Source organism: Streptomyces sp. ICC4 (genome assembly GCF_003287915.1).
Taxonomy (GTDB): domain Bacteria; phylum Actinomycetota; class Actinomycetes; order Streptomycetales; family Streptomycetaceae; genus Streptomyces; species Streptomyces tritrimontium.
The window spans coordinates 3,937,873-3,957,705 of the sequence record NZ_CP030286.1 but is presented as its reverse complement, the minus strand read 5'-3'; the positions used below and the strand labels follow the sequence as shown (position 1 = coordinate 3,957,705).

At 72.9% G+C, this 19,833-nt stretch carries 18 protein-coding genes; 9 read left to right on the top strand and 9 right to left on the bottom strand.

Features of this window, described 5'->3' with window-relative positions:
- Positions 1 to 17: 17 nt before the first annotated feature.
- A complete protein-coding gene (locus tag DRB89_RS18315) occupies positions 18 to 1,892 on the bottom strand; it encodes a phosphoenolpyruvate carboxykinase (GTP) (protein ID WP_112451181.1) in 1,875 nt (624 codons plus the stop codon).
- Positions 1,893 to 2,102: 210 nt separating this feature from the next.
- Between DRB89_RS18315 and DRB89_RS18310 the strand changes: the two genes are divergently transcribed.
- The gene (locus DRB89_RS18310) at positions 2,103 to 2,810 is read left to right on the top strand and encodes a hemolysin III family protein (RefSeq protein WP_204357840.1); all 708 of its coding nucleotides are present in this window, start codon (positions 2,103 to 2,105) and stop codon (positions 2,808 to 2,810) included.
- A gap of 69 nt (positions 2,811 to 2,879) precedes the next feature.
- Here DRB89_RS18310 and DRB89_RS18305 read toward each other — a convergent pair whose 3' ends face one another.
- Both DRB89_RS18305 and DRB89_RS18300 read right to left on the bottom strand, forming a co-directional pair.
- Complete coding sequence (locus tag DRB89_RS18305) at positions 2,880 to 4,943, bottom strand: thioredoxin domain-containing protein (protein WP_162688633.1); 2,064 nt, start codon at positions 4,941 to 4,943, stop codon at positions 2,880 to 2,882.
- Between the two features lie 68 nt (positions 4,944 to 5,011).
- Positions 5,012 to 5,752, bottom strand: a complete 741-nt coding sequence (locus tag DRB89_RS18300) for a DUF4344 domain-containing metallopeptidase (RefSeq protein WP_112451183.1) — start codon at positions 5,750 to 5,752, stop codon at positions 5,012 to 5,014.
- Positions 5,753 to 5,876: 124 nt separating this feature from the next.
- Between DRB89_RS18300 and DRB89_RS18295 the strand changes: the two genes are divergently transcribed.
- Positions 5,877 to 9,230 (top strand): ATP-binding protein, encoded by a 3,354-nt coding sequence (locus DRB89_RS18295; RefSeq protein WP_204358146.1) that lies wholly within the window; start codon positions 5,877 to 5,879, stop codon positions 9,228 to 9,230.
- A gap of 93 nt (positions 9,231 to 9,323) precedes the next feature.
- Here the strand turns inward: DRB89_RS18295 and DRB89_RS18290 are convergent, their stop codons facing one another.
- Together DRB89_RS18290 and mca are read right to left on the bottom strand one after the other, a co-directional pair.
- Entirely contained in the window at positions 9,324 to 9,542 is a 219-nt protein-coding gene (locus DRB89_RS18290) for a hypothetical protein (protein WP_112450913.1), read from the bottom strand.
- Positions 9,543 to 9,544: 2 nt separating this feature from the next.
- The gene (mca, locus tag DRB89_RS18285) at positions 9,545 to 10,426 is read right to left on the bottom strand and encodes a mycothiol conjugate amidase Mca (protein ID WP_112450912.1); all 882 of its coding nucleotides are present in this window, start codon (positions 10,424 to 10,426) and stop codon (positions 9,545 to 9,547) included.
- 124 nt (positions 10,427 to 10,550) lie between these two features.
- Between mca and DRB89_RS18280 the strand changes: the two genes are divergently transcribed.
- Both DRB89_RS18280 and greA read left to right on the top strand, forming a co-directional pair.
- The gene (locus DRB89_RS18280) at positions 10,551 to 10,964 is read left to right on the top strand and encodes a DUF4307 domain-containing protein (RefSeq protein ID WP_112450911.1); all 414 of its coding nucleotides are present in this window, start codon (positions 10,551 to 10,553) and stop codon (positions 10,962 to 10,964) included.
- A gap of 207 nt (positions 10,965 to 11,171) precedes the next feature.
- Positions 11,172 to 11,669, top strand: coding sequence for a transcription elongation factor GreA (gene greA, locus DRB89_RS18275; protein ID WP_112450910.1), 498 nt, complete (start codon positions 11,172 to 11,174; stop codon positions 11,667 to 11,669).
- 85 nt (positions 11,670 to 11,754) lie between these two features.
- On the opposite strand, the gene DRB89_RS18270 is transcribed toward greA, so the two are convergent.
- The 3 genes from DRB89_RS18270 to ilvA all read right to left on the bottom strand — a co-directional run bounded on the left by DRB89_RS18270 (position 11,755) and on the right by ilvA (position 14,995).
- Positions 11,755 to 12,612, bottom strand: coding sequence for an ABC transporter permease (locus tag DRB89_RS18270; RefSeq protein ID WP_112450909.1), 858 nt, complete (start codon positions 12,610 to 12,612; stop codon positions 11,755 to 11,757).
- Entirely contained in the window at positions 12,609 to 13,634 is a 1,026-nt protein-coding gene (locus tag DRB89_RS18265) for an ATP-binding cassette domain-containing protein (RefSeq protein ID WP_112450908.1), read from the bottom strand. The genes DRB89_RS18270 and DRB89_RS18265 overlap by 4 nt, the downstream gene beginning before the upstream one ends.
- A 128-nt stretch (positions 13,635 to 13,762) precedes the next feature.
- Positions 13,763 to 14,995, bottom strand: a complete 1,233-nt coding sequence (gene ilvA / locus DRB89_RS18260; RefSeq protein WP_112450907.1) for a threonine ammonia-lyase — start codon at positions 14,993 to 14,995, stop codon at positions 13,763 to 13,765.
- 211 nt (positions 14,996 to 15,206) lie between these two features.
- Here ilvA and DRB89_RS18255 point away from each other — a divergent pair, with 211 nt between their 5' ends.
- Genes DRB89_RS18255 through DRB89_RS18245 form a run of 3 tightly spaced genes read left to right on the top strand, consistent with a single transcriptional unit; the run spans position 15,207 to position 16,501 of the window.
- Positions 15,207 to 15,728 carry a MarR family transcriptional regulator gene (locus DRB89_RS18255; RefSeq protein WP_112450906.1) on the top strand — a complete coding sequence of 174 codons (522 nt, stop codon included), beginning with the start codon at positions 15,207 to 15,209 and terminating at the stop codon, positions 15,726 to 15,728.
- Positions 15,729 to 15,785: 57 nt separating this feature from the next.
- Positions 15,786 to 16,262 carry a sigma factor-like helix-turn-helix DNA-binding protein gene (locus tag DRB89_RS18250; RefSeq protein WP_239516209.1) on the top strand — a complete coding sequence of 159 codons (477 nt, stop codon included), beginning with the start codon at positions 15,786 to 15,788 and terminating at the stop codon, positions 16,260 to 16,262.
- The gene (locus tag DRB89_RS18245; protein ID WP_112450904.1) at positions 16,259 to 16,501 is read left to right on the top strand and encodes a hypothetical protein; all 243 of its coding nucleotides are present in this window, start codon (positions 16,259 to 16,261) and stop codon (positions 16,499 to 16,501) included. Before DRB89_RS18250 ends, DRB89_RS18245 begins: the two co-directional genes overlap by 4 nt.
- Before the next feature lie 100 nt (positions 16,502 to 16,601).
- On the opposite strand, the gene DRB89_RS18240 is transcribed toward DRB89_RS18245, so the two are convergent.
- Complete coding sequence (locus tag DRB89_RS18240; protein WP_112450903.1) at positions 16,602 to 17,759, bottom strand: cystathionine gamma-synthase; 1,158 nt, start codon at positions 17,757 to 17,759, stop codon at positions 16,602 to 16,604.
- Positions 17,760 to 17,861: 102 nt separating this feature from the next.
- Between DRB89_RS18240 and DRB89_RS18235 the strand changes: the two genes are divergently transcribed.
- On the top strand, positions 17,862 to 18,968 hold the full coding sequence (locus tag DRB89_RS18235; RefSeq protein WP_112450902.1) for a hypothetical protein: 1,107 nt from the start codon (positions 17,862 to 17,864) through the stop codon (positions 18,966 to 18,968).
- Positions 18,969 to 19,580: 612 nt separating this feature from the next.
- Positions 19,581 to 19,826, top strand: coding sequence for a hypothetical protein (locus DRB89_RS18225; RefSeq protein ID WP_162688632.1), 246 nt, complete (start codon positions 19,581 to 19,583; stop codon positions 19,824 to 19,826).
- Positions 19,827 to 19,833 lie beyond the last annotated feature (7 nt).

The following is a 19,833-nucleotide window of genomic DNA, read 5'->3' as shown; positions in this document are numbered from 1 at the left end:
CATGTGAGTGGCCGGGTTCAGCCGAGGCGCTCGACCAGGGCCTCGTACTGGTCCCACAGCTCCTTCGGCGTGTGGTCGCCGTAGGTGTTCAGGTGCGCCGGGACCAGCGAGGCCTCGTCGCGCCAGACCTCCTTGTCGACCGTGAGGAGGAACTCCAGGTCGGCGGCGGGCAGGTCCAGGCCGTCGGTGTCCAGGGAGGCCACGGTCGGCAGGATGCCGATCGGGGTCTCCACGCCCTCCGCGGTGCCGTCGAGGCGCTCGACGATCCACTTCAGGACGCGGCTGTTCTCGCCGAAGCCGGGCCACACGAACTTGCCCGCGTCGTTCTTGCGGAACCAGTTCACGTAGTAGATCTTCGGGAGCTTGGACTGGTCCTTGCCCTTGGCCACGTCGACCCAGTGACCCATGTAGTCGCCCATGTTGTAGCCGCAGAACGGCAGCATGGCGAAGGGGTCGCGGCGCAGCTCGCCGACCTTGCCCTCGGCGGCGGCGGTCTTCTCGGACGCGATGTTCGAGCCGATGAAGACGCCGTGGTTCCAGTCGAAGGACTCGGTGACCAGCGGCACGGCGGAGGCGCGGCGGCCGCCGAAGAGGATCGCGGAGATCGGGACGCCCTTGGGGTCCTCCCACTCGTCGGCGATCGTCGGGCACTGGGAGGCCGGGACGGCGAAGCGGGCGTTGGGGTGGGCCGCCGGGGTGTCGCTCTCCGGGGTCCAGTCGTTGCCCTTCCAGTCGATGAGGCGGGCGGGCGCCTCTTCGGTCATGCCCTCCCACCAGACGTCGGAGCCGTCGGGGGTGAGCGCGACGTTGGTGAAGACGGTGTTGGCGTACATCGTCTTCATGGCGTTGGCGTTGGTGTGCTCGCCGGTGCCGGGCGCGACGCCGAAGAAGCCGGCCTCGGGGTTGATCGCGTACAGGCGACCGTCCTCGCCGAAGCGCATCCAGGCGATGTCGTCACCGACGGTCTCGACGGTCCAGCCGGGGATCGTGGGCTCCAGCATGGCCAGGTTCGTCTTGCCGCAGGCGCTCGGGAACGCGGCGGCGATGTACCTGGGCTCGACCGAGCCGGCGGCGGAGGCCGGCGGGGTGAGCTTGAGGATCAGCATGTGCTCGGCGAGCCAGCCCTCGTCGCGCGCCATGACGGACGCGATGCGCAGCGCGTAGCACTTCTTGCCGAGCAGGGCGTTGCCGCCGTAGCCCGATCCGTAGGACCAGATCTCGCGGGTCTCGGGGAAGTGCGAGATGTACTTGGTGGTGTTGCACGGCCACGGCACGTCGGCCTGGCCCTCGGCGAGCGGAGCGCCGAGGGTGTGGACGGCCTTGACGAAGAACCCGTCGGTGCCGAGCTCGTCGAGGACGGGCTTGCCCATGCGGGTCATGGTGCGCATGGCGACGGCGACGTAGGCGGAGTCGGTGATCTCGACGCCGATCGCGGAGAGCTCGGAGCCGAGCGGGCCCATGCAGAAGGGCACCACGTACATGGTGCGGCCCTTCATGGAGCCGCGGAAGATGCCGCCCTCCTCGCCCTTGCCGGCGAAGCCCCCCTCACCGGTAAAAAGGGCCTTCATCTCGGAGGGGGCCTTCCAGTGGTTGGTCGGGCCCGCGTCCTCCTCCTTCTCGGAGCAGATGAAGGTCCGGTCCTCGACGCGCGCGACGTCGGAGGGATCGGAGGCGGCGTAGTACGAGTTCGGGCGCTTGGCCGGGTCCAGCTTCTTGAAGGTGCCCTTGGAGACGAGCTCCTCGCAGAGGGCCTCGTACTCGGACTCCGAGCCGTCACACCAGACGATGCGGTCCGGCTGGGTGAGGGCCGCGATGTCGCCGACCCAGGAGACCAGCTCCTGGTGGTTGGTCGGGACGTCGGAAGTGGTGCCAGCCGCGATGTCGCGCGCCACGATCGCTCCTTGTTGAGGGGTTTGATTGGTGTTGCCCCGTGGGGGCCGCGACCCGGACGCTTCGCGCTCCGCTCATCCGGTGCCGACCGCACTCATCTGATCATCCGGTGGATGTGCGCATATGTCCAGAGGGCCTCTCACGTGAGCATCGCCACTCCGGTCAATCTTCCGTAAAGCGCACTAACGGAAACCTACGCAACCGTAGGTAGCATGGCCGGCATGACTTCTGACGCCGCTGCCGTGGCCGCTCCGGTGGTCGAACCGGCCGATCCGGAGGCCGATCCGGAGGCCAAGCCGCTCATGCGCGGCTGGCTGCACACCGGCATGTTCCCCGCCGTGGTGATCGCCGGCCTCGTCCTCATGGCATTCACCGACTCGACCCGGGCCCGGGTCGCGTGCGGGGTGTACGTCCTCACCGCGTGCCTGCTCTTCGGCGTCAGCGCCGTGTACCACCGGGGTACGTGGGGTCCGCGCGGCGAGGCCGTCCTGCGGCGGCTCGACCACGCCAACATCTTCCTGATCATCGCGGGCACGTACACACCGCTGACCGTGCTGCTCCTGCCCGACTCCAGCGGGCGGACCCTGCTGTGGGCGGTCTGGATCGCGGCGGCGGCCGGCATCGCCTTCCGCGTCTTCTGGGTCGGCGCCCCGCGCTGGCTGTACACCCCCTGCTACATCGCGATGGGCTGGGCGGCCGTCTTCTTCCTCCCCGAGTTCATGCGGACCGGCGGGATCACGGTCCTGGTGCTCGTCATCGTGGGCGGACTCCTCTACAGCGCCGGCGGGGTCATCTACGGCATGAAGCGCCCGAACCCCTCCCCGCGCTTCTTCGGCTTCCACGAGGTGTTCCACTCGCTGACGCTCGCCGCGTTCGTGGCGCACTACGTCGGCATCTCACTGGCCGCCTACTCGCACTAGCGCCGTGACCAGGCCACGACCGGGGGCCGGCCGCGTGCGCGGCGGGGCCCCCGGTCGTGGCCGGCCGCGTCAGGGGCGGGCCGTCCCCAGCTGATCCGCGAGCTCGGCCGGATCCGTCGTGGGGCGGGCGCAGACGAAGTGCCGGCAGACGTACGCCGTCGAGAGCCCGTCCACGAGGGTCCGCTCGGCGAGCAGCGGGAACTCGCCGCCGCTGCCGTCCGCCGCCTGCGGCAGACCGGTCGCCACCACCGCCCCGGGAGCCGTACCCAGCAGCGCGGTGCGGTGCAGCGCCTCCCGCGCCCGGTCCTGCGGATGCCCGACGACGGCGACCTCGCGCGGCCCGTCGACGAGCGCCTCGGCCACCGCCAGCCCGTGCCCGATGAAGCGCGGCGCGCGCGGCCCGAGCGCGTGCACCACGGCCAGCGCCCGCTCGGCCGCCGTGCGGTGCGGCTCCGAGCCGGTGTGCGCGGCGTACGAGAGCAGCGCGCCGGCGGCGGCGGTCCAGCCGGAGGGGGCGGCGGTGTCGGTCGGGTCCTGGGGCCGGCGGATCAGCCGCTCCGCGTCGTGCGCGGTGTCGTACAGCGTCCCGTCCTCGGCGGTGAACCGGTCCAGGACCAGGTCCACGAGGAACCCGGCGAACTCCAGCCAGACCCCTTCGCCGGTGACCGCGGCCAGCGCCAGGAACCCCTCCGCCACGTCCCCGTAGTCCTCCAGCACGCCGGCGTTGGCCCCGACCTGCCCGTCCCTGCTCGTCCGCGCCAGCCGGGCCCGCCCGGCCGCCGCGTCGAAGTGGACCCGTACGAGGAGGTCCGCGGCCTCGGTGGCCCGCTCGACCAGGTCGGGCCGGTCGAAGAAGGCCCCGCACTCGGCGAGGGCGGCGACGGCCAGTCCGTTCCAGGCGGCGACGATCTTGTCGTCGCGCCCGGGCGCGGGCCGGGCGTCGCGGGCGGCCAGCAGCCGCTCCTTGATGCCCGCGAGCCGCTCCGGGGCGATGTCCGGGCCGTCGGCGGGGAGTTGCAGCACGGACGCCCCGTGCTCGAAGGTCCCCTCCCCGGTCACCCCGAAGCAGGCGGCGGCGAGCGCCGCCTCCTCCTCGCCGAGCACCTCGCGCAGCTGGGCGGGGGTCCAGGCGTAGTAGGCCCCTTCCACGTGCTTCCCGGTGGCCGGGTCCTCGCTGTCGGCGTCGAGGGCGGAGGCGAAGCCGCCCTCGGAGGTGCGCAGTTCGCGGACCATGAAGTCGGCGGTCTCCAGGGCCACGCGCCGGGCGAGCTCCGATCCGGTCGACCGCCACAGGTGTGCGTACACCCGACAAAGCAGGGCGTTATCGTAGAGCATCTTTTCGAAATGCGGTGTCACCCACTCCCGGTCCACGGAGTAGCGCGCGAACCCACCCCCGAGCTGGTCGTAGATGCCACCCCGAGCCATGGCTTCACACGTGTCGGCGGCCATCTGCAGCGCCCCCTCGGACCCGGTCCGGGCGTGGTGGCGCAGCAGGAACTCCAGCACCATGGACGGCGGGAACTTCGGCGCCCCGCCGAATCCGCCGTGCACGGAATCGAACTCCCGCGTCAGGCCGAGCAGCGCCTGCGCGAGCTCCTCGGGACCGGGCGTGCCCGCCTTCCCGTAGTCGAGCTTGCGCCCCGCGAGGTCCCGTACGATCCGCTGCGCGACCTCGGCGACCTCCTCGGGCCGCCCCACCCAGGCGGTCCGCACGCCTTCGAGGACATGCATGAAGGACGGCATGCCGTGCTTGGGCTCGGGCGGGAAGTAGGTGCCGAAGTAGAAGGGCTCGGCGTCGGGGGTCAGGAACACGGTCATGGGCCACCCGCCCTGCCCGGTGGCCGCCTGCACGGCCTCCATGTAGACGGCGTCGATGTCGGGGCGCTCCTCGCGGTCCACCTTGACGTTGACGAAGTGCTCGTTCATGTAGACGGCCGTCAGCTCATCCTCGAAGGACTCGTTGGCCATGACATGACACCAATGACAGCTCGAGTAACCGACGCTCAGCAGGACGGGCACCCCCCGCTCCCGCGCCTCCGCGAAGGCCTCCGGGGACCAGGGCCACCAGTCGACGGGGTTGTCGGCGTGCTGGAGCAGGTAGGGGGAGGTCTCGTTCGCGAGGCGGTTCGGCATGGGGCCATCCTGCCGCACCGGGTCACCGCGCCCGACGACCCCGGCGCCGGTGTCCCGCCCCGGGTCGGTCAGTGGCGCAGGAGGGGGGCCAGGGTCTCGGTCCAGGTGGTGCGGGTGCGGGTCCAGGTGGCGGCGCAGTCGGAGCGGGCCGGGGTGGCGAGGTCCTTGTGCTCGGCGGGGAACGCGCCCTGGACGGCGCAGCGGTGGGACTCCGCGCGGGCGGCGTCCGGGGCGTGCACGTCCGTGGGATCGGGGGGCTGCTCGGCGGCCCCGGCGTCGTAGGCGCGGGCTGCCGTCAGGAGGGTGTCGTCGCCCTCGGGGTCGCGGGTCAGCAGCGCGACCTGGGCGAAGCGGTCGGCGGCGTCCTCCTCGGCGCGGTCCCCCTCGTCCGGGAGGTCCAGCGCGTCGATGAGGGCGTGGCCCGCCTCGTGGTACAGCGTCTCCCGGACGGTCTCGGCGAGGTCCTCGTCACGGCCGAACAGGTCGCGCTGCTCGGTCAGATCGTCGTAGCAGAGCTCGATGCGGCGGGTCTCGGGGTCGTAGCCGGTGCCCTCGCCGTGGCAGGACCGGGCGACCACGGTGACCCGGTGAGGGAGCTCGACGTAGTCGTTGAGGTCGTCGACGGTGAGCTCGACGAGGCCCCAGCTGGTCAGGAAGCGGTGGTGGGGCCGGTCGGCCGCCACGGGCTTCTCGTAGCGGACCGCGAAACCCTGTTCCGGCAGGGGGGCTTGCGGCCAATCGCAGCAGGTCGCCGCGGAGAGCAGCGCCGCGGCCGCGCACAGTTCCCGAGTCCCCCAGCGTCTGCCCACCCGACCACCCTATGCGACCGGTTGAGCGTCAACTCCCTCTGAACTAGCTCAGATTCCCTCGCGCTCGCGACCGTACCGAAGGACACTTGTGACACGGTGCCGGAGCTCTCTGAGGGGGATGCCGATGCGGGACAGCCATCGCGGTGAGGCCGAGCGACTGCTGGGACGGGCCGTGGACGAGGAAGCCCGGCGGGGCGCGGGCGGGGCCGCCGGGACCCCGGAGGCCAAGGCGGCGCTGCTCGCCCGCGGCAAGGAGGCGCTGGACGCGCTCGCGGCGAGCGCCTCCGCCGAGTACGAGGCGTACGCACGGGCCCTGGACGAGGCCGCGGCGGGGGACGAGTCGCTGGGCGAGGCCTTCCGGCGTGCGAACACCTCGACGGCGCTGCTGGTGACGGCCGTGGCCGCGGCCGCCGCGGTCGGGGCCGACCTGGCCTTCGGCGTGGCGCTCGGCACGGCGCTGACCGCCGGGGCCGTCACGGGCGTGGCCGGGGCCACGGCCACCGTCGTCAAGGTGACCGCCCTGCACCTGCCGGCCGCGAACCGGCGCGCCGGTGAGCTGGGCCGCCCGGGCGGCACGGAGCAGCTGAAGCTGCAGTGGCTGTCGGCCCTGGAGGTGCGCGGGATACGGCCGTTCCTGGAGCAGCAGCGCAAGGTGGCGGCCGCGGCCGCCCGCGCCACCCACTCCTCCCCCGGCCACACGAACGGGAGCACCGGGGGCGGCTCCGCCGCCCGCCCCACCAACCGCAGCGCCGAGGCCCGCAGGCGGAGCATGCTGGAGCAGTCCTTCGGCCAGCTCCCCGAGCTCGACGGGGTGTTCGCGGGCCGGCGGGCGGAGCTGGCCCGGATCGCGCAGTGGGTGCAGTCCGCCCGGGCCAGCACCGAGACCCGCCCGGTGGTCGTGGTGCTGCACGGCGAGCCCGGCGTGGGCCGCACCACGCTGGCGCTGCACGCCGCGCAGGCGCTGCGGGACCAGTTCAAGGGTGCCTGCGTGGTGGACCTGCGGGGCGGGGCGGCCGAGACTCCGCTGCCGACCCGCGAGGCGCTGCTGCACCTGATGAACCGGCTCGGCGCCCCCCGGGAGCAGCTGCTCTTCCGGGAGGGCTCCTCGGCGGAGCAGCAGGTGCGCAGGCTCGGCGAGCTGTACCACCAGCACCTGCAGGGCACGCCGGTGACGGTGGTCCTGGACGACGCCGTCGACGCCGCGCAGGTACGGACGCTCGTGCCCGAGCGCTCCGAGAGCCTGGTCCTGGTCACGGCACGGGAGCCGCTGGACCTGGCCGCGGGCCAGGCGGCCTGGGTGTACCAGCTGCCGGTGTCGCGGCTCACGGCGGAGGCGGGCGCCGAGGTGGTCCGGGCGGGCGCGCCGGGGGCCGGGGCGGACGCCGAGGGGGCCCCGTACCGCGAGGAGACCTTGCGGGGGCTGCTCGCGCTGGGTGCGGGGCTGCCGCTGGCGCTGCGCGTACTGGCCCCCCTCGGGACCGCGCGGCGCCCCGAGGGCCTGTCGGCCGCCGAGGGCCCCGCGGACGCCGAGGGGGCCGAGTCCGCGGCGGCCAAGGACGCGGCGGGCGCGGGCGCGGGCGCGGGCGGCGCCGGGGACTCCCTGGACGCCGCGCTCGACCTCGCCTACGCGGCCCTGCCCGAGGAGCGGCGCCGGCTGCTGCGCCGGCTGACCCTGGCCGGCCGGGCCTCGCTCGGCGCGGCCGCGGCGGCGGCGCTGATCGACGCGGACCAGGCGGAGGCCGGGCGGCTGCTGCGCGAGCTGTCCCGGGCGGGGCTGCTGGACCACGTGCGCGGGGACCGCTTCCGGATGCACGACGCGGTGCGCTCGTACGCGGCGGCCCGGCTGGCGCGCGACGAGGACCGGGCCGGGGCCGCGGCGGCGCACGAGCGGCTGATCCGGACGTACGCGCAGCTCGCCGACTCCGTGATCCGCATGGTCGACGGGAAGATGTCCACGCGCGCCAACCACTTCGGGAGCCACGGCTTCGCCTCCCTCGACACGGCGCTGCGCTGGCTGGACGACGAGTCGAGCTTCATCACGGCGGCGCTGCGGCATTCGGAGGGCGTGGACCAGCAGGCGGTGCTCGACCTGCTGGGCGCGCTCTGCGACTTCTGCCTGCTGCGCGGAGACCTGTACCGGCTCGGTGAGATCAACGAGCTGACGCAGGCCGTCGAGGCGGGCCAGCAGGGGGAGGCCGGCCGGCCGGGGCAGCCGGGCCGGCTGAGCCGCTCGGTGCAGTGGCGTACGGGCATCGCGGCCCGCCAGCTCGGTGAGCTCGACAAGGCCCGCACCACCCTGACCTCGGTGGTCGACCAGTACATGGAGGCACATCAGGAGGCCGGCGCGGGCATGGCCCTGGTCTCGCTCGGCATCACCCTGCACCACCAGGGCAACCTGCCCGAGGCCTCGGCCCGGATCCGCGAGGCGCTCGTGCTCCAGGCTCCGCCCGAGCTGGCCGGCGACCGGGCGTGGGCCCTGCACGCGCTGGGCTCGGTCGAGCGCGACCGCGCGAACCTCGCGGAGGCGCTGCGGCTGCTGCGCGAGTCCCTGGTCCTGCACCGCGAGAGCGAGAGCGTGCACGGCGAGGCCTGGGCGCACCTCCAGCTCGGCCAGGTGTACCTGCGCCTGGGCGAGGTGGGGCGCGCGGAGGCGGAGCTGCGCCTGGCCCTGGAGCTGTACGGGCGCACGCGCGACGACCGCGGCCAGGCCTGGGCGCTGACCCAGCTGGGGCGGGCCCGGGTCGTCGACGGGGATCCGGGTCCGGCGCTGGAGCGGCTGCGCGACGCGCTGGCCCGCCACCGGGAGGCGGAGGACGCGCGCGGCGAGGCGTGGACCCTGTACTACCTCGGGCAGGCGCTGGAGGAGGCCGGGGAGCGCGACCGGGCGGTGCGGGAGCTGGAGCGGGCCCGCACGATGTTCTCGCGGATGCGGGACGTGTACGGGCTCGCGCACGCCCGCCACCACTCGGGCCGGGTGACGCGCGACCAGCGGGCGGCGCAGACGGGGAACCTGAAGAACTCCGGCTTCGCCCGGCAGCTCCTGATGGACGCGCGGGCGGACTTCCGGCGGATCGGGCTGGCCCACGGGGAGGCCTGGACCTGCCTGGAGCTGGCGGTGGTGGACGCGGGCAACGCGCGCGTGGCGCAGGCGGTGGGCCTGTGCGAGGAGGCGGTGCGGCTGTTCATCTCCTACGGGGACCGGCGCGGGGAGGACTGGGCGCGCTTCCTGCGCTGCACGCTCCTGCCGTACTCGCTCCCGGGGGAGGCGGACGAGGCGCGCACGGAGCTGGCGCGGCTGGCGGCGGCCCCGCACCCGATGCGGGACGGGCGGCTGGAGGACTGCCTGGAGTCCTACGCGGTGATCCTGGCGCGCGGGGTCGACCCGTCGGAGGGCTGGCAGGCGTGGCGGCTGTCGCTCGTCCCGAACCTGCACTCGCGGGAGATCATGGGGATCGCGGTCCCGCTTCCCCCGCACTAGGCCGTGCCCCCTGTGCGCGTGCGGAAGCCGCCGCCCTGCCGGTTGCCGGCCGGGCGGCGGTCGCACGAAGCGGCGTACGGGCGCCGCGGGCCCCTACGGGGTGCGCGTACCGTCCCCCGGGGTGGGCTCCGGGGCTTCCTTGAAGTCGACCCGGCCCATGTGCCGGCTCATCGACTTCATCAGGCCCCACACCCCGAGGGCGAGGGCCGCGAACACGAGGAAGCCCAGGATTCCGGGGGTCACCTTGTCCTTGTCGAAGGTGTCACCCGCCAGCGGAAGAAGCTCGTTCAGTGCTGCCTGCGTAGCGCTCATAGCTACGCATTCTCCCGGATGCCCGCGAAGAGGTCGGACTCGGGGAGGGAAGTGTCCACGAGCGACTTCGCCAGCTCGTACTCCTCGGTCGGCCAGACGTCCTGCTGGATCTCCATCGGCACGCGGAACCAGCCGCCGTCCGGGTCGATCTGCGTGGCGTGCGCGATGAGCGCCTTGTCCCGGATCTCGAAGAAGTCGCCGCAGGGCACGTGGGTGGTCAGCGTCCGCTCGGCGCGCTGGAACTCCTTCCACCGCTCGAGCCACTCCCCGTACGGGGATTCCATGCCGCGCGCGAGGAGCGCCTCGTGCAGGGCGACGGTGCGCGGCTTGTTGAAGCCCTGGTTGTAGTAGAGCTTCCGCGGCTGGTACGCCGGGCCGAACTCGGCCTCGGGGTACTTCTCGGTGTCGGCCGCGTGCTCGAAGGCCGCCATCGAGATCTTGTGGGTCATGATGTGGTCGGGGTGCGGGTAGCCGCCGTTCTCGTCGTACGTGGTGATGACCTGCGGCCGGAAGGCGCGGATCTTGCGCACCAGGCTGCCGGCCGCCTCGTCGAGGTCCGCGAGGGCGAAGCAGCCCTCGGGCAGCGGGGGCAGCGGGTCGCCCTCGGGCAGACCGGAGTCGACGTATCCCAGCCACTCCTGGTCGACACCGAGGATCTCGCGCGCCTCGTCCATCTCCTTGGCGCGCACCTCGTGGATGTTCTCCTCGATGTACTTGTCGCCCTGGAGCTTGGGGTTGAGGACGGAGCCGCGCTCACCGCCGGTGCAGGTCACCACCAGGACGGACACCCCCTCGGACACGTACTTGGCCATGGTGGCCGCGCCCTTGCTCGACTCGTCGTCGGGGTGGGCGTGGACGGCCATCAGTCGAAGCTGCTCGGTCAAGACAGGATCCTCTTTGAGTCGTCAGGGCGTACGCCTCCTATAGTGACCGAATCGGGGGGTGGAAAAATTCCGGGGGGTCGCCCCGGAATTCGGCGGTGTTCGGGCATCTCGAAGGGAACGATCGATGAGTGCGGTGCGCGAAGGGCTGCCCGAGGGCCGCTACGGCCGGTCGGCGGACGAGCGTGCGGACCGCAAGCTCAAGATCGTCGGTTCGGTGCTGGGCATCGGGCTGCTGGGCGTGGTCGGCTGGATCGGCTGGGACTACGTCGGCGGGCAGAACGTCAGCGCCGAGGTGATCAAGTTCAAGGTGGTCTCCGACAGCGCCGTCGAGGTGCACCTCGAAGTGCGCAAGGACGCCTCGGTCACCGGGGTGTGCACGCTGAGCTCGCAGGACGAGGCGCACGGCGAGGTGGGCCGCGCCGACTTCACGTTCGCGCAGAAGGACGAGCGCGTGGACGAGGTCGTGACGCTGAAGACCACCGGCCGGGCCACGATGATCGACCTGATCGGCTGCCGGGAGGCCGGCTCCGCGAAGTAGCGGGGGACGGGAACCGGCCGGGCCGGGCAACACGCCGGGCCGCGGAGCCGTTCCTTCCGGTGGAGCCGCCTTTCCAGGCTCCGCCGCCGCGCCCTGACGCACTTCACACGCTTGGTGTCCTCCCCCTTCCCGTCCCGAATTGTTAGGCTCGTGGTTTCGTCCGCCGCTGGCGGCTTTTGTAGTCCCCTGTACCGACGAGGAGCACCCGTGACCCAGACGAGCGAGAGCGCCACCTGGCTGACCCAGGCGGCGTACGACCAGCTGAGGGCCGAGCTGGAGTACCTCTCTGGTCCCGCCCGCACGGAGATCACGATCAAGATCGCTGCGGCGCGTGAGGAAGGCGACCTCCGGGAGAACGGCGGCTACCACGCGGCCAAGGAGGAGCAGGGCAAGCAGGAGCTCCGCATCCGCCAGCTGACGCAGCTCCTGGAGAAGGCCAAGGTCGGCACCGCGCCCGCCTCCGACGGCGAGGTGGCCCCCGGCACGCTCGTCAAGATCGCCTTCGACGGTGACGAGAACGACACCATGGAGTTCCTGCTGGCCTCGCGCGAGTACGCGTCCTCGGACTTCGAGACCTACTCCCCGCAGTCGCCGCTGGGCACCGGCGTGATGGGCAAGAGGATCGGCGAGGACGCCGAGTACGAGCTGCCGAACGGCAAGAAGGCCTTGGTCAAGATCCTTGACGTCAAGCCGTTCAACGGCTGATCACCCCCTTCGCAGGATTTCGCCCCGCCGGGCTGCTGCCCGGCGGGGCGAAGTGCTGTGCGGGGCGTGATCGGGCGCCGCGTGGTCAGGCCGTCGCCGAGCGGTACTTGCGCACCGCCAGCGTGCGGAAGACCACGATGATCAGCACCGACCAGAGGATGGACGCGATGACCGGGTGCTGCATCGGCCAGGCCTCGGGGGTCGGGTAGCCCGGCGGGAGGTTCCCGAAGAGCTCGCGGGCCGCCTGGACGGTGGCGCTGAAGGGGTTCCACTCCGCGATGTGCCGCAGGAAGGTCGGCATGTTGTCGGAGGGGACGAAGGCGTTCGAGATGAACGTCAGCGGGAAGAGCCAGATCAGCCCGCCCGAGGTGGCTGCCTCCGGGGTGCGCACCGACAGGCCGATCAGGGCGCCGATCCAGGAGAAGGCGTAGCCGAGCAGGAGCAGCAGGGCGAAGCCGCCCAGGACCTCGCCGATGTTGGTGTGGGTGCGCCAGCCGACGAGCAGCGCCACGACCGCCAGGACGACGAGCGTGAGGGTGGTCTGCACGAGGTCGGCGAGGGTGCGGCCGGTCAGGACCGCGCCGCGGGCCATGGGCAGCGACCGGAAGCGGTCGATGAGGCCCTTGTGCATGTCGTCCGCGATGCCCGCGCCCGCGCCGGCCGTGGCGAAGGTGACGGTCTGGGCGAAGATGCCCGCCATCAGGAACTCTCGGTAGGCGGCGGGCGAGGTGTTGCCGCCGACGGAGATCGAGCCGCCGAAGACGTAGCTGAAGAGGACGACGAACATCACCGGCTGGATCACGCCGAAGATGATCATCTCGGGGATGCGGGACATGCGGATCAGGTTCCGCTTGGCCATGACCAGGGAGTCGCTGACTCCCTGGACGATGCCGCCGCGCGGGCGGGGCGCCGCCAGTTCCGGGGTCGTGGAGGTGAGGGTCACTTCGCCGCCTCCTTGCGGGCCTTGCGGCCGCCCTTGGACTTCGCGTCGGCGGGGGCCGCCTCGCCGTTCTCCTCGGCCGCCAGCTCCGCGGCGTGGCCGGTCAAGGAGATGAACACGTCGTCCAGGGTGGGACGGCGCAGGCCGATGTCGTCGATCTCGATGCCGCGGCCGTCCAGTTCGCGGATGACCTCGGCGAGCAGCTTGGCGCCGCCGGAGACCGGGACGGTCAGCTTGCGGGTGTGCTCCTCGACGGTGGTCTCGCCCTTGCCGAACCCCGTGAGGACCTCGCGGGCGGTGGCTATGTGCTCGCGCTCGTGCACGACGACCTCGACGCGCTCGCCGCCCGTCTGGGCCTTGAGCTGGTCGGAGGTGCCGCGCGCGATGACCTTGCCGTGGTCGACGACGCAGATGTCGTGCGCGAGGTGGTCGGCCTCCTCCAGGTACTGCGTGGTGAGCAGCAGGGTGGTGCCGCCCGCGACGAGCTCCTGGATGATCCCCCACAGCGCCTGGCGGTTGCGCGGGTCGAGTCCGGTGGTGGGCTCGTCCATGAACATCACGGGCGGGCTGACCACGAGGGCCGCGGCGAGGTCGAGGCGCCGGCGCATGCCGCCGGAGTACGTCTTGGCCGTGCGGTCCGCGGCGTCGCCGAGGTTGAAGCGCTCCAGCAGTTCGGCGGCGCGGACCTTGGCCGCCTTGGCGCTCATCTGGTAGAGCTGGCCCACCATTTGGAGGTTCTCGCGGCCGGTCAGGTACTCGTCGACGGCGGCGAACTGGCCGGAGAGCCCGATCGCGCGGCGGACTTCGTTGGGGTGCTTGAGGACGTCGATGCCCGCGACGACGGCCTTGCCGCTGTCGGGCTGGAGCAGGGTGGTCAGGACGCGCACGGTCGTTGTCTTGCCCGCGCCGTTGGGGCCGAGCAGGCCGAGAACGGTGCCTTCGGGGACATCGAGGTCCACGCCGTCCAGAGCCCGTACATCACCGAAGGTCTTGACCAGGCCTTCGGCGTAGATGGCGCCTGGCATATGGATTCTCCCAAGAGTGAATCGGGTCGCAGAATCGTCTTATTCCTACGCAAATCCTAGGGTCGGGGGCCGGAGCCCGCCGTCCGGGCGCCACCGTAACGCGCTATATCGCGTGCCGCCACGGATTTCTAGCTCATGACCTTGTACCCGGCGTTGTGCAGCGAACGCGCGACCTCCGCGCAGTGCTTGGGCCCCTTCGTCTCCAGGTGCAGTTCCACCTCCACCTCCGTGAGCCCGAGGCGCGGATCGGTCCGTACGTGGCTCACGTCCAACACGTTCGCGTCCACCACTGACAACACCGCCAGCAGACCGGCCAGCGCCCCCGGCCGGTCGGTCACGCGCAGCCGCAGCGACAGGTAGCGGCCGGCCGCCGCCATGCCGTGGCGCAGGATCCGCTGGAGGAGCAGCGGATCGACGTTGCCGCCGGACAGGACGGCCACCACCGGGCCGTCGCCGTACCGTTCGGGCTCGCTCAGCAGCGCGGCCACCGGGCTGCACCCGGCCGGCTCGACGACCATCTTCGCCCGCTCCAGGCAGAGCAGCAGGGCGCTGGACAGGGCGTCCTCCGAGACCGTGCGGACGTCGTCGAGCAGTTCCCCGATGATCCTGAAGGGGATGTCGCCGGGGCGGCCGACCTTGATGCCGTCCGCCATCGTGACCGGGTTGTCGACGGACACCGGGTGCCCGGCCTTCAGCGAGGGCGGGTAGGCGGCCGCGCCCGCCGCCTGTACGCCGATCACCCGCACGTCCGGGCGCAGCGCCTTGACCGCGACCGCCACACCGGCCGCGAGCCCGCCGCCGCCGATGCCGAGCAGGATCGTGCGGACCTCCGGGCACTGCTCCAGGATCTCCAGGCCGACGGTGCCCTGGCCCGCGATGATGTCGCGGTGGTCGAAGGGGTGGATGAAGACGGCCCCGGTGCGCTCCGCGTACTCCTGGGCGGCGGCCAGCGTCTCGTCCACGACCTGCCCGTGCATCCGCACCTCGGCGCCGTAGTCCTGGGTCGCCGCCACCTTCGGCAGCGGGGCCCCCAGCGGCATGAACACCGTCGAGCGGACCCCGAGGAGCGAGGAGGCGAGCGCCACGCCCTGCGCGTGGTTGCCCGCGCTGGCGGCGACGACGCCGGCGGCGCGCTGCTCGGGGCGCAGGCCCGCGATGCGCACGTACGCCCCGCGCAGCTTGAAGGAGCCGGTGCGCTGGAGGTTCTCGCACTTCAGGTGCACGGGTGAGCCGGTGAGTGAGGTGAGGTACCGGCTGCCCTCCATCGCGGTCACCCGGGAGACGCCGGAGAGCATCTTCTGGGCCCCCCGGACGTCGTCGAGGATGACCTGCGGGACGGGCTGCGGCACGCGGTAGTTCATGCGGCCAGTCTCGCAGCCCGCGTGGATCGCGGCGCAGGACGAAGGGGCCGGGAGCGGGACCCGGGCGGGCGAAATCCGGCCATCCGGGGCGGCCCGCGCCCGGGCTCCCACACGGGCCGTATCAGTTCTTGTACGAGGAGTACGAGCCGCCGCACGGCCGCGTACTCTGTCCCCCATCCTTGTCGGCCCCATGCGAAGAGAGCTCACGGCCATGCCCTCCACCTCGGCCAGTTCCGACCTGCCCGCGCCGGCCGGCGCGCCCGCCGAAGCCGGTCTCCTCGACGCGCTCCAGCACCAGGTGGCGGTCTTCGCCCGGCGCGCGGAGCAGACCCGCCTGGGCGGGGTCGGCCAGGCCCGCAACTCCATGGACCGGGCCGCGTACCTGCTGCTGAACCGGCTCGACCTGGAAGGCCCGATGGGCGTCAAGGCGCTCGCCGGCGGCATGGGCATCGACTCGTCCACGGTGACCCGGCAGGTCGCGCCGCTCGTCGACAGCGGCCTGGTCAAGCGGACCTCGCACCCGGAGGACGGGCGGGCCGTGGTGCTCGCGCTCTCTGCGCGCGGGCTCGCGCGGCTGGAAGAGGTCCGCTCCTCGCGGCGCGAGCTGATGGCCCGGGTGACGGACGGCTGGAACGAGGAGGAGCGCGAGTCGTTCACCGCGCTGCTGACCCGTTTCAACATCTCGCTGTCCGAGCTGATGTCGGCGGTCTCCGAGGCCGGCCCCGCCTCCTGATCCGGGTGCGACCGACCCCTTGACCGGGGTGGTCCCGCAGGCCGCACTATGTGGTCTGTGGACCACGGGCCGGGCCCTTACGCGGAGTTCGAGGCCTTCGTCGCGGGTGCGGCGGGGCGGCTTCTGCGTGTCGCGATCCTCCTCACGGCCGAGCCGGAGGAGGACGCGCCCGCCGCGCGCGGACTGCTCGGCGGCGCGCTGGCCCGTACGTACGCGAACTGGCGCCGGCTGCGCGGGGACGATCCGTACGACCACACCCGCCAGGAGCTGTGCGCCGCCTTCGCCCGCACGGGCCGCCGCCACCACGGCGGCAGCGGGGTGCTGGCGCCGCTGGGCCCGCTGGAACGGCTCGTGCTGGTCCTGCGGATCTACGAAGGGGTGGCCGAGGAGGTCACGGCGGCCCAGCTGGGGCTGCCGCCCGAGCGGGTGCGGGCGCTGTGCGGCCGCGCCGTGGCCGGGCTGCGCCCCCGGACCGCCGGTGCGCCCGGGGCGGACTCCGCCACCCGGTCCGATCCCGGCCGGGAGGCCGCATGAGCCCCCCGGATCCCAAGGAAGTCCAGGTCAGGAAGCTCATGGAGGGCCCGTACCCCGTGGTGCCGGCCGGATTGGCGGCGGGCGCGGCGGCGCGCGGCGACCGGCTGCTGCGGCGCCGCGCGGTGGTCCGCAGGATCGGCTGGACCCTGCTGGCCACGCTCGTGGTGGCCTTCGTGGTGTGGGCCTCGCTGACGCACGCGTGGACGACCCCGTCGAGCGAGGTCTCCCCGCCCTGGTAGGACGCTCCCCGCACGGGACCCGCCGGACGCTCCCGTACGGGACCCGCCAGACGCTCCCCCAGGGGGCCGTCCGGGCGGGTCCCGCCGGTGATCTTCGCTGCTAGCCCAGCGCCTGCGCGAGGTCCGCCAGCAGGTCGTCGACGTTCTCGATGCCGACCGACAGGCGCACCAGGTCCGCCGGGACCTCCAGCGCCGAACCGGCCACCGAGGCGTGGGTCATGCGGCCCGGGTGCTCGATGAGGGACTCGACACCGCCCAGGGACTCGGCCAGGGTGAAGATCTTGGTGCGGGCGCAGAGCGCGACCGCCTCCTCCTCGCCGCCGGTGACCTGGAAGGAGATCATGCCGCCGAAGTTGCGCATCTGCTTGGCGGCGATCTCGTGGCCCGGGTGCTCGGGCAGGCCCGGGTAGAGGACCTTGTGGACCTTGGGGTGGCGGGTCAGCATCTCCGCGACCTTCGTCGCGTTCTCCGCGTGCCGGTCCATCCGGACGGCCAGCGTCTTGATGCCGCGCAGCACGATCCACGAGTCGAAGGGCCCGGCCACGGCGCCCATCGCGTTCTGGTGGTAGGCCAGTTCCTCGCCCAGCGCCGCGTCGGCGGTGACGAGCGCGCCGCCGACGACGTCGGAGTGGCCGCCCATGTACTTGGTCAGCGAGTGCACGACCACGTCCGCGCCGAGCGCGAGGGGCTGCTGCAGGTAGGGGGACGCGAAGGTGTTGTCGACGACCAGCTTGGCGCCGGCCGTCCGCGCGATGTCGGCGACGACGGCGATGTCGGTGATGCCGAGCAGCGGGTTGGAGGGGGTCTCGACCCAGATGACCTTGGTCTTCGGGGTGATCGCCGCGCGCACCGACGCCGGGTCGGAGGTGTCGGCCACCGACCACTCGACGCCCCAGCGGGAGACGACCTTCGCGAAGAGGCGGAAGGTGCCGCCGTAGGCGTCGTTCGGGATGACCACGTGGTCGCCCGGCGAAAGCAGCGTGCGCAGCAGGCAGTCCTCGGCGGCGAGCCCGGACGCGAAGGCGAGGCCGCGCCGGCCGCCCTCCAGCGCCGCGAGGTTGTCCTCCAGCGCGGTCCGGGTCGGGTTGCCGCTGCGGCTGTACTCGTAGCCGCCGCGCAGTCCGCCGACGCCGTCCTGCTTGTACGTGGAGACCTGGTAGATCGGGGGCACGACCGCACCGGTCTGCGGGTCCGCCGTATTGCCCGCGTGGATGGCGCGGGTCTCGAAGCTCTGGTGCTCGTGGCTGTCGTCGCTCATGGCCCGATGCTATGCCCCGTCCGGCCCCGGCGCGGCCCCGGATCCCGCCGTCCCGTGGCCCCCTATTGGCCTTCGTGCGGGTGCGTCTGGTTCGCTGGGGGCATGGAGATTCTGTGGTTCCTGTTCGCGATCGGCCTGCTCGCGGCGGTCATCGCGCCGTACGTACGGCGCAGGCGCGGTGGCCTGCGCCTCGTCGCGCCCGGCAGCCCCGACGCCGCCGACCCCTCGGACTACGGATTCGCCCGCCAGGAGGAGCTCGACATCCGGATCCCCGGCCCCGACCAAGACCTGATGGACGCCCTGTCCAACGTGCAGCGGACCGGCCAGTGGCAGGCCGCCTCCCAGCTGCTGGCCGGCACCCCGAAGGACGGCGAGGTGCGCTGGCAGCGCGTCCAGGCCTTCGCCGGCTCGGCCGCCCTCGAACTCTCCCGTGAGCCCGGGGCGGGCGCGCGGTGGCTGAAGGCGTGGCGGCTGGAGGCTCCGAAGGACGCGGGCGGTGCGCAGGTGCACGCCGAGCTGCTGGCGCAGCAGATGTGGCGGCGCCCGGAGGGCATGAGCGACGCCGACGTCCGGATCATCGCGGAGGAGGCCCGCGACTCCTGCCGCGCGGCCGCGCTGCTCGCCCCCGGCGACCCGGTCCCGTACATCATCGAGCTGGCCGTCGCCCGGATGCTGCACTACTCGGAGGCCGAGTACGACGTGCTGTGGGCGCTGATCGTCGACCGGGCGCCGCAGCACATGGGCGCGCACCTGGCCGCGCTGAACTACTGGTGCGCGAAGTGGCACGGCTCCCGGGAGAAGGCCGACGCCTTCACCCACCACGCGGCCGCCCGTGCCCCGCGGGGCTCGCTGCTGGCGGCGCTGCCGCTGTTCGCGCTGTACGAGCACGTCCCCGAGGTGGTCCTGATCCGCAGCTTCCACCAGAGCGCGGCCGTGACCCGCGCGGTGGAGGGCGCGCTGTACGCGGTCCACAGCGCGCGGGCCGACGACCCGATGCTGGCGCACGTACGGCACCTGCTGCTGCTGTTCCTGGTCGGCGGCGAGCGCTGGGCCGAGGCGATGGACCAGGTCCGGCACGTCGACGGCTACGTGGGCGCCCTGCCCTGGTCGGCCGACCAGGACCCGGCGGCCTCGTACGCGGTCTACCGCGCCCTGGCGGTCGCCGGCTACGAGGCGAACGGCGGCTCCCCGGCGACCCTGCCGCACTGACGGCACGCCCGCTGCGCGACCGCCAGGGCGCGGTAGCCCTGTCCCTTATACCCATCTGCCGCTGCCGACGAACCCCCCCGGGCTGACTTTCGCGGTTCCCCCGTCCCAGGGGTGAGGGGGTCGTGCCAGTCCGTTCCGAACTCGGCGGGCGGCGGCTCCGTGCCCGGTGATGCCGCCGGTGCGGGGGCGGCCGTCGCGCGCGGGCCGCCGGGTTCGGCCGCGGCCGCGGGACCCGCGGCGGCGAGGGTGGCCGCCGCGAGGGCCAGCGCGCCGAGCGCGCCCATGGTCCTGTGTCGTCTCATGGGCCCGCAGTGAAACCGGGCCCGCCGCGCGAGCGCCAGGGCGGAGCGCCGGCCCTGGCCGGATCGCACCGCCGCCGGACCCGGCCCCCGGTGGTTCGGGCGGCGCGGTGCGGGCGGGACCGGAAATCCGGAATTGCCCCTGCCATATACCTATGGGGGCGCGCGTTTCCGTGCATATGGTGTGGCTCCGGACCATCCCGGGCGCAGCGCCCTCCCGGCTCCCCACGGGAGGGCTGTCGCGCGCCCGGCGCCGGGCCGCACCGCATGACTCCGGACAGTGTCGACTTGATCGCACTCTGTGATTGGATGGGTGATCGGAGTGCCGGGGCGGGAACTCGGTGCGGTGTCGTGGAAGGGCGGACGGATGGCGTTGAACGGCTGGAGACGGTTGGTTCTGGACGGCCTCGTCTTCGGTGCCGTCGCGGCGGCAGGCTGGTGGACGGGCCGTCACGGCCATGACCGGACGGCGTCCTTGCTGTGGTCGCTGAGCGTGCTGACCGCGGTGGTCGCGCTGGGCCGGACCGGGGCCAAGGCCGGTGCCGCGCCCCGGGCTTGACCGCGGG

Bases quoted from the DNA above. Each gene is read 5' to 3' on its own strand.
- DRB89_RS18310 (WP_204357840.1), top strand. From the start codon at position 2,103: ATGGCCGGCATGACTTCTGACGCCGCTGCCGTGGCCGCTCCGGTGGTC.
- DRB89_RS18305 (WP_162688633.1), bottom strand. From the start codon at position 4,943: ATGCCGAACCGCCTCGCGAACGAGACCTCCCCCTACCTGCTCCAGCAC.
- DRB89_RS18295 (WP_204358146.1), top strand. From the start codon at position 5,877: ATGCGGGACAGCCATCGCGGTGAGGCCGAGCGACTGCTGGGACGGGCC.
- DRB89_RS18290 (WP_112450913.1), bottom strand. From the start codon at position 9,542: ATGAGCGCTACGCAGGCAGCACTGAACGAGCTTCTTCCGCTGGCGGGT.
- DRB89_RS18280 (WP_112450911.1), top strand. From the start codon at position 10,551: ATGAGTGCGGTGCGCGAAGGGCTGCCCGAGGGCCGCTACGGCCGGTCG.
- DRB89_RS18265 (WP_112450908.1), bottom strand. From the start codon at position 13,634: ATGCCAGGCGCCATCTACGCCGAAGGCCTGGTCAAGACCTTCGGTGAT.
- ilvA (WP_112450907.1), bottom strand. From the start codon at position 14,995: ATGAACTACCGCGTGCCGCAGCCCGTCCCGCAGGTCATCCTCGACGAC.
- DRB89_RS18255 (WP_112450906.1), top strand. From the start codon at position 15,207: ATGCCCTCCACCTCGGCCAGTTCCGACCTGCCCGCGCCGGCCGGCGCG.
- DRB89_RS18245 (WP_112450904.1), top strand. From the start codon at position 16,259: ATGAGCCCCCCGGATCCCAAGGAAGTCCAGGTCAGGAAGCTCATGGAG.
- DRB89_RS18240 (WP_112450903.1), bottom strand. From the start codon at position 17,759: ATGAGCGACGACAGCCACGAGCACCAGAGCTTCGAGACCCGCGCCATC.
- DRB89_RS18235 (WP_112450902.1), top strand. From the start codon at position 17,862: ATGGAGATTCTGTGGTTCCTGTTCGCGATCGGCCTGCTCGCGGCGGTC.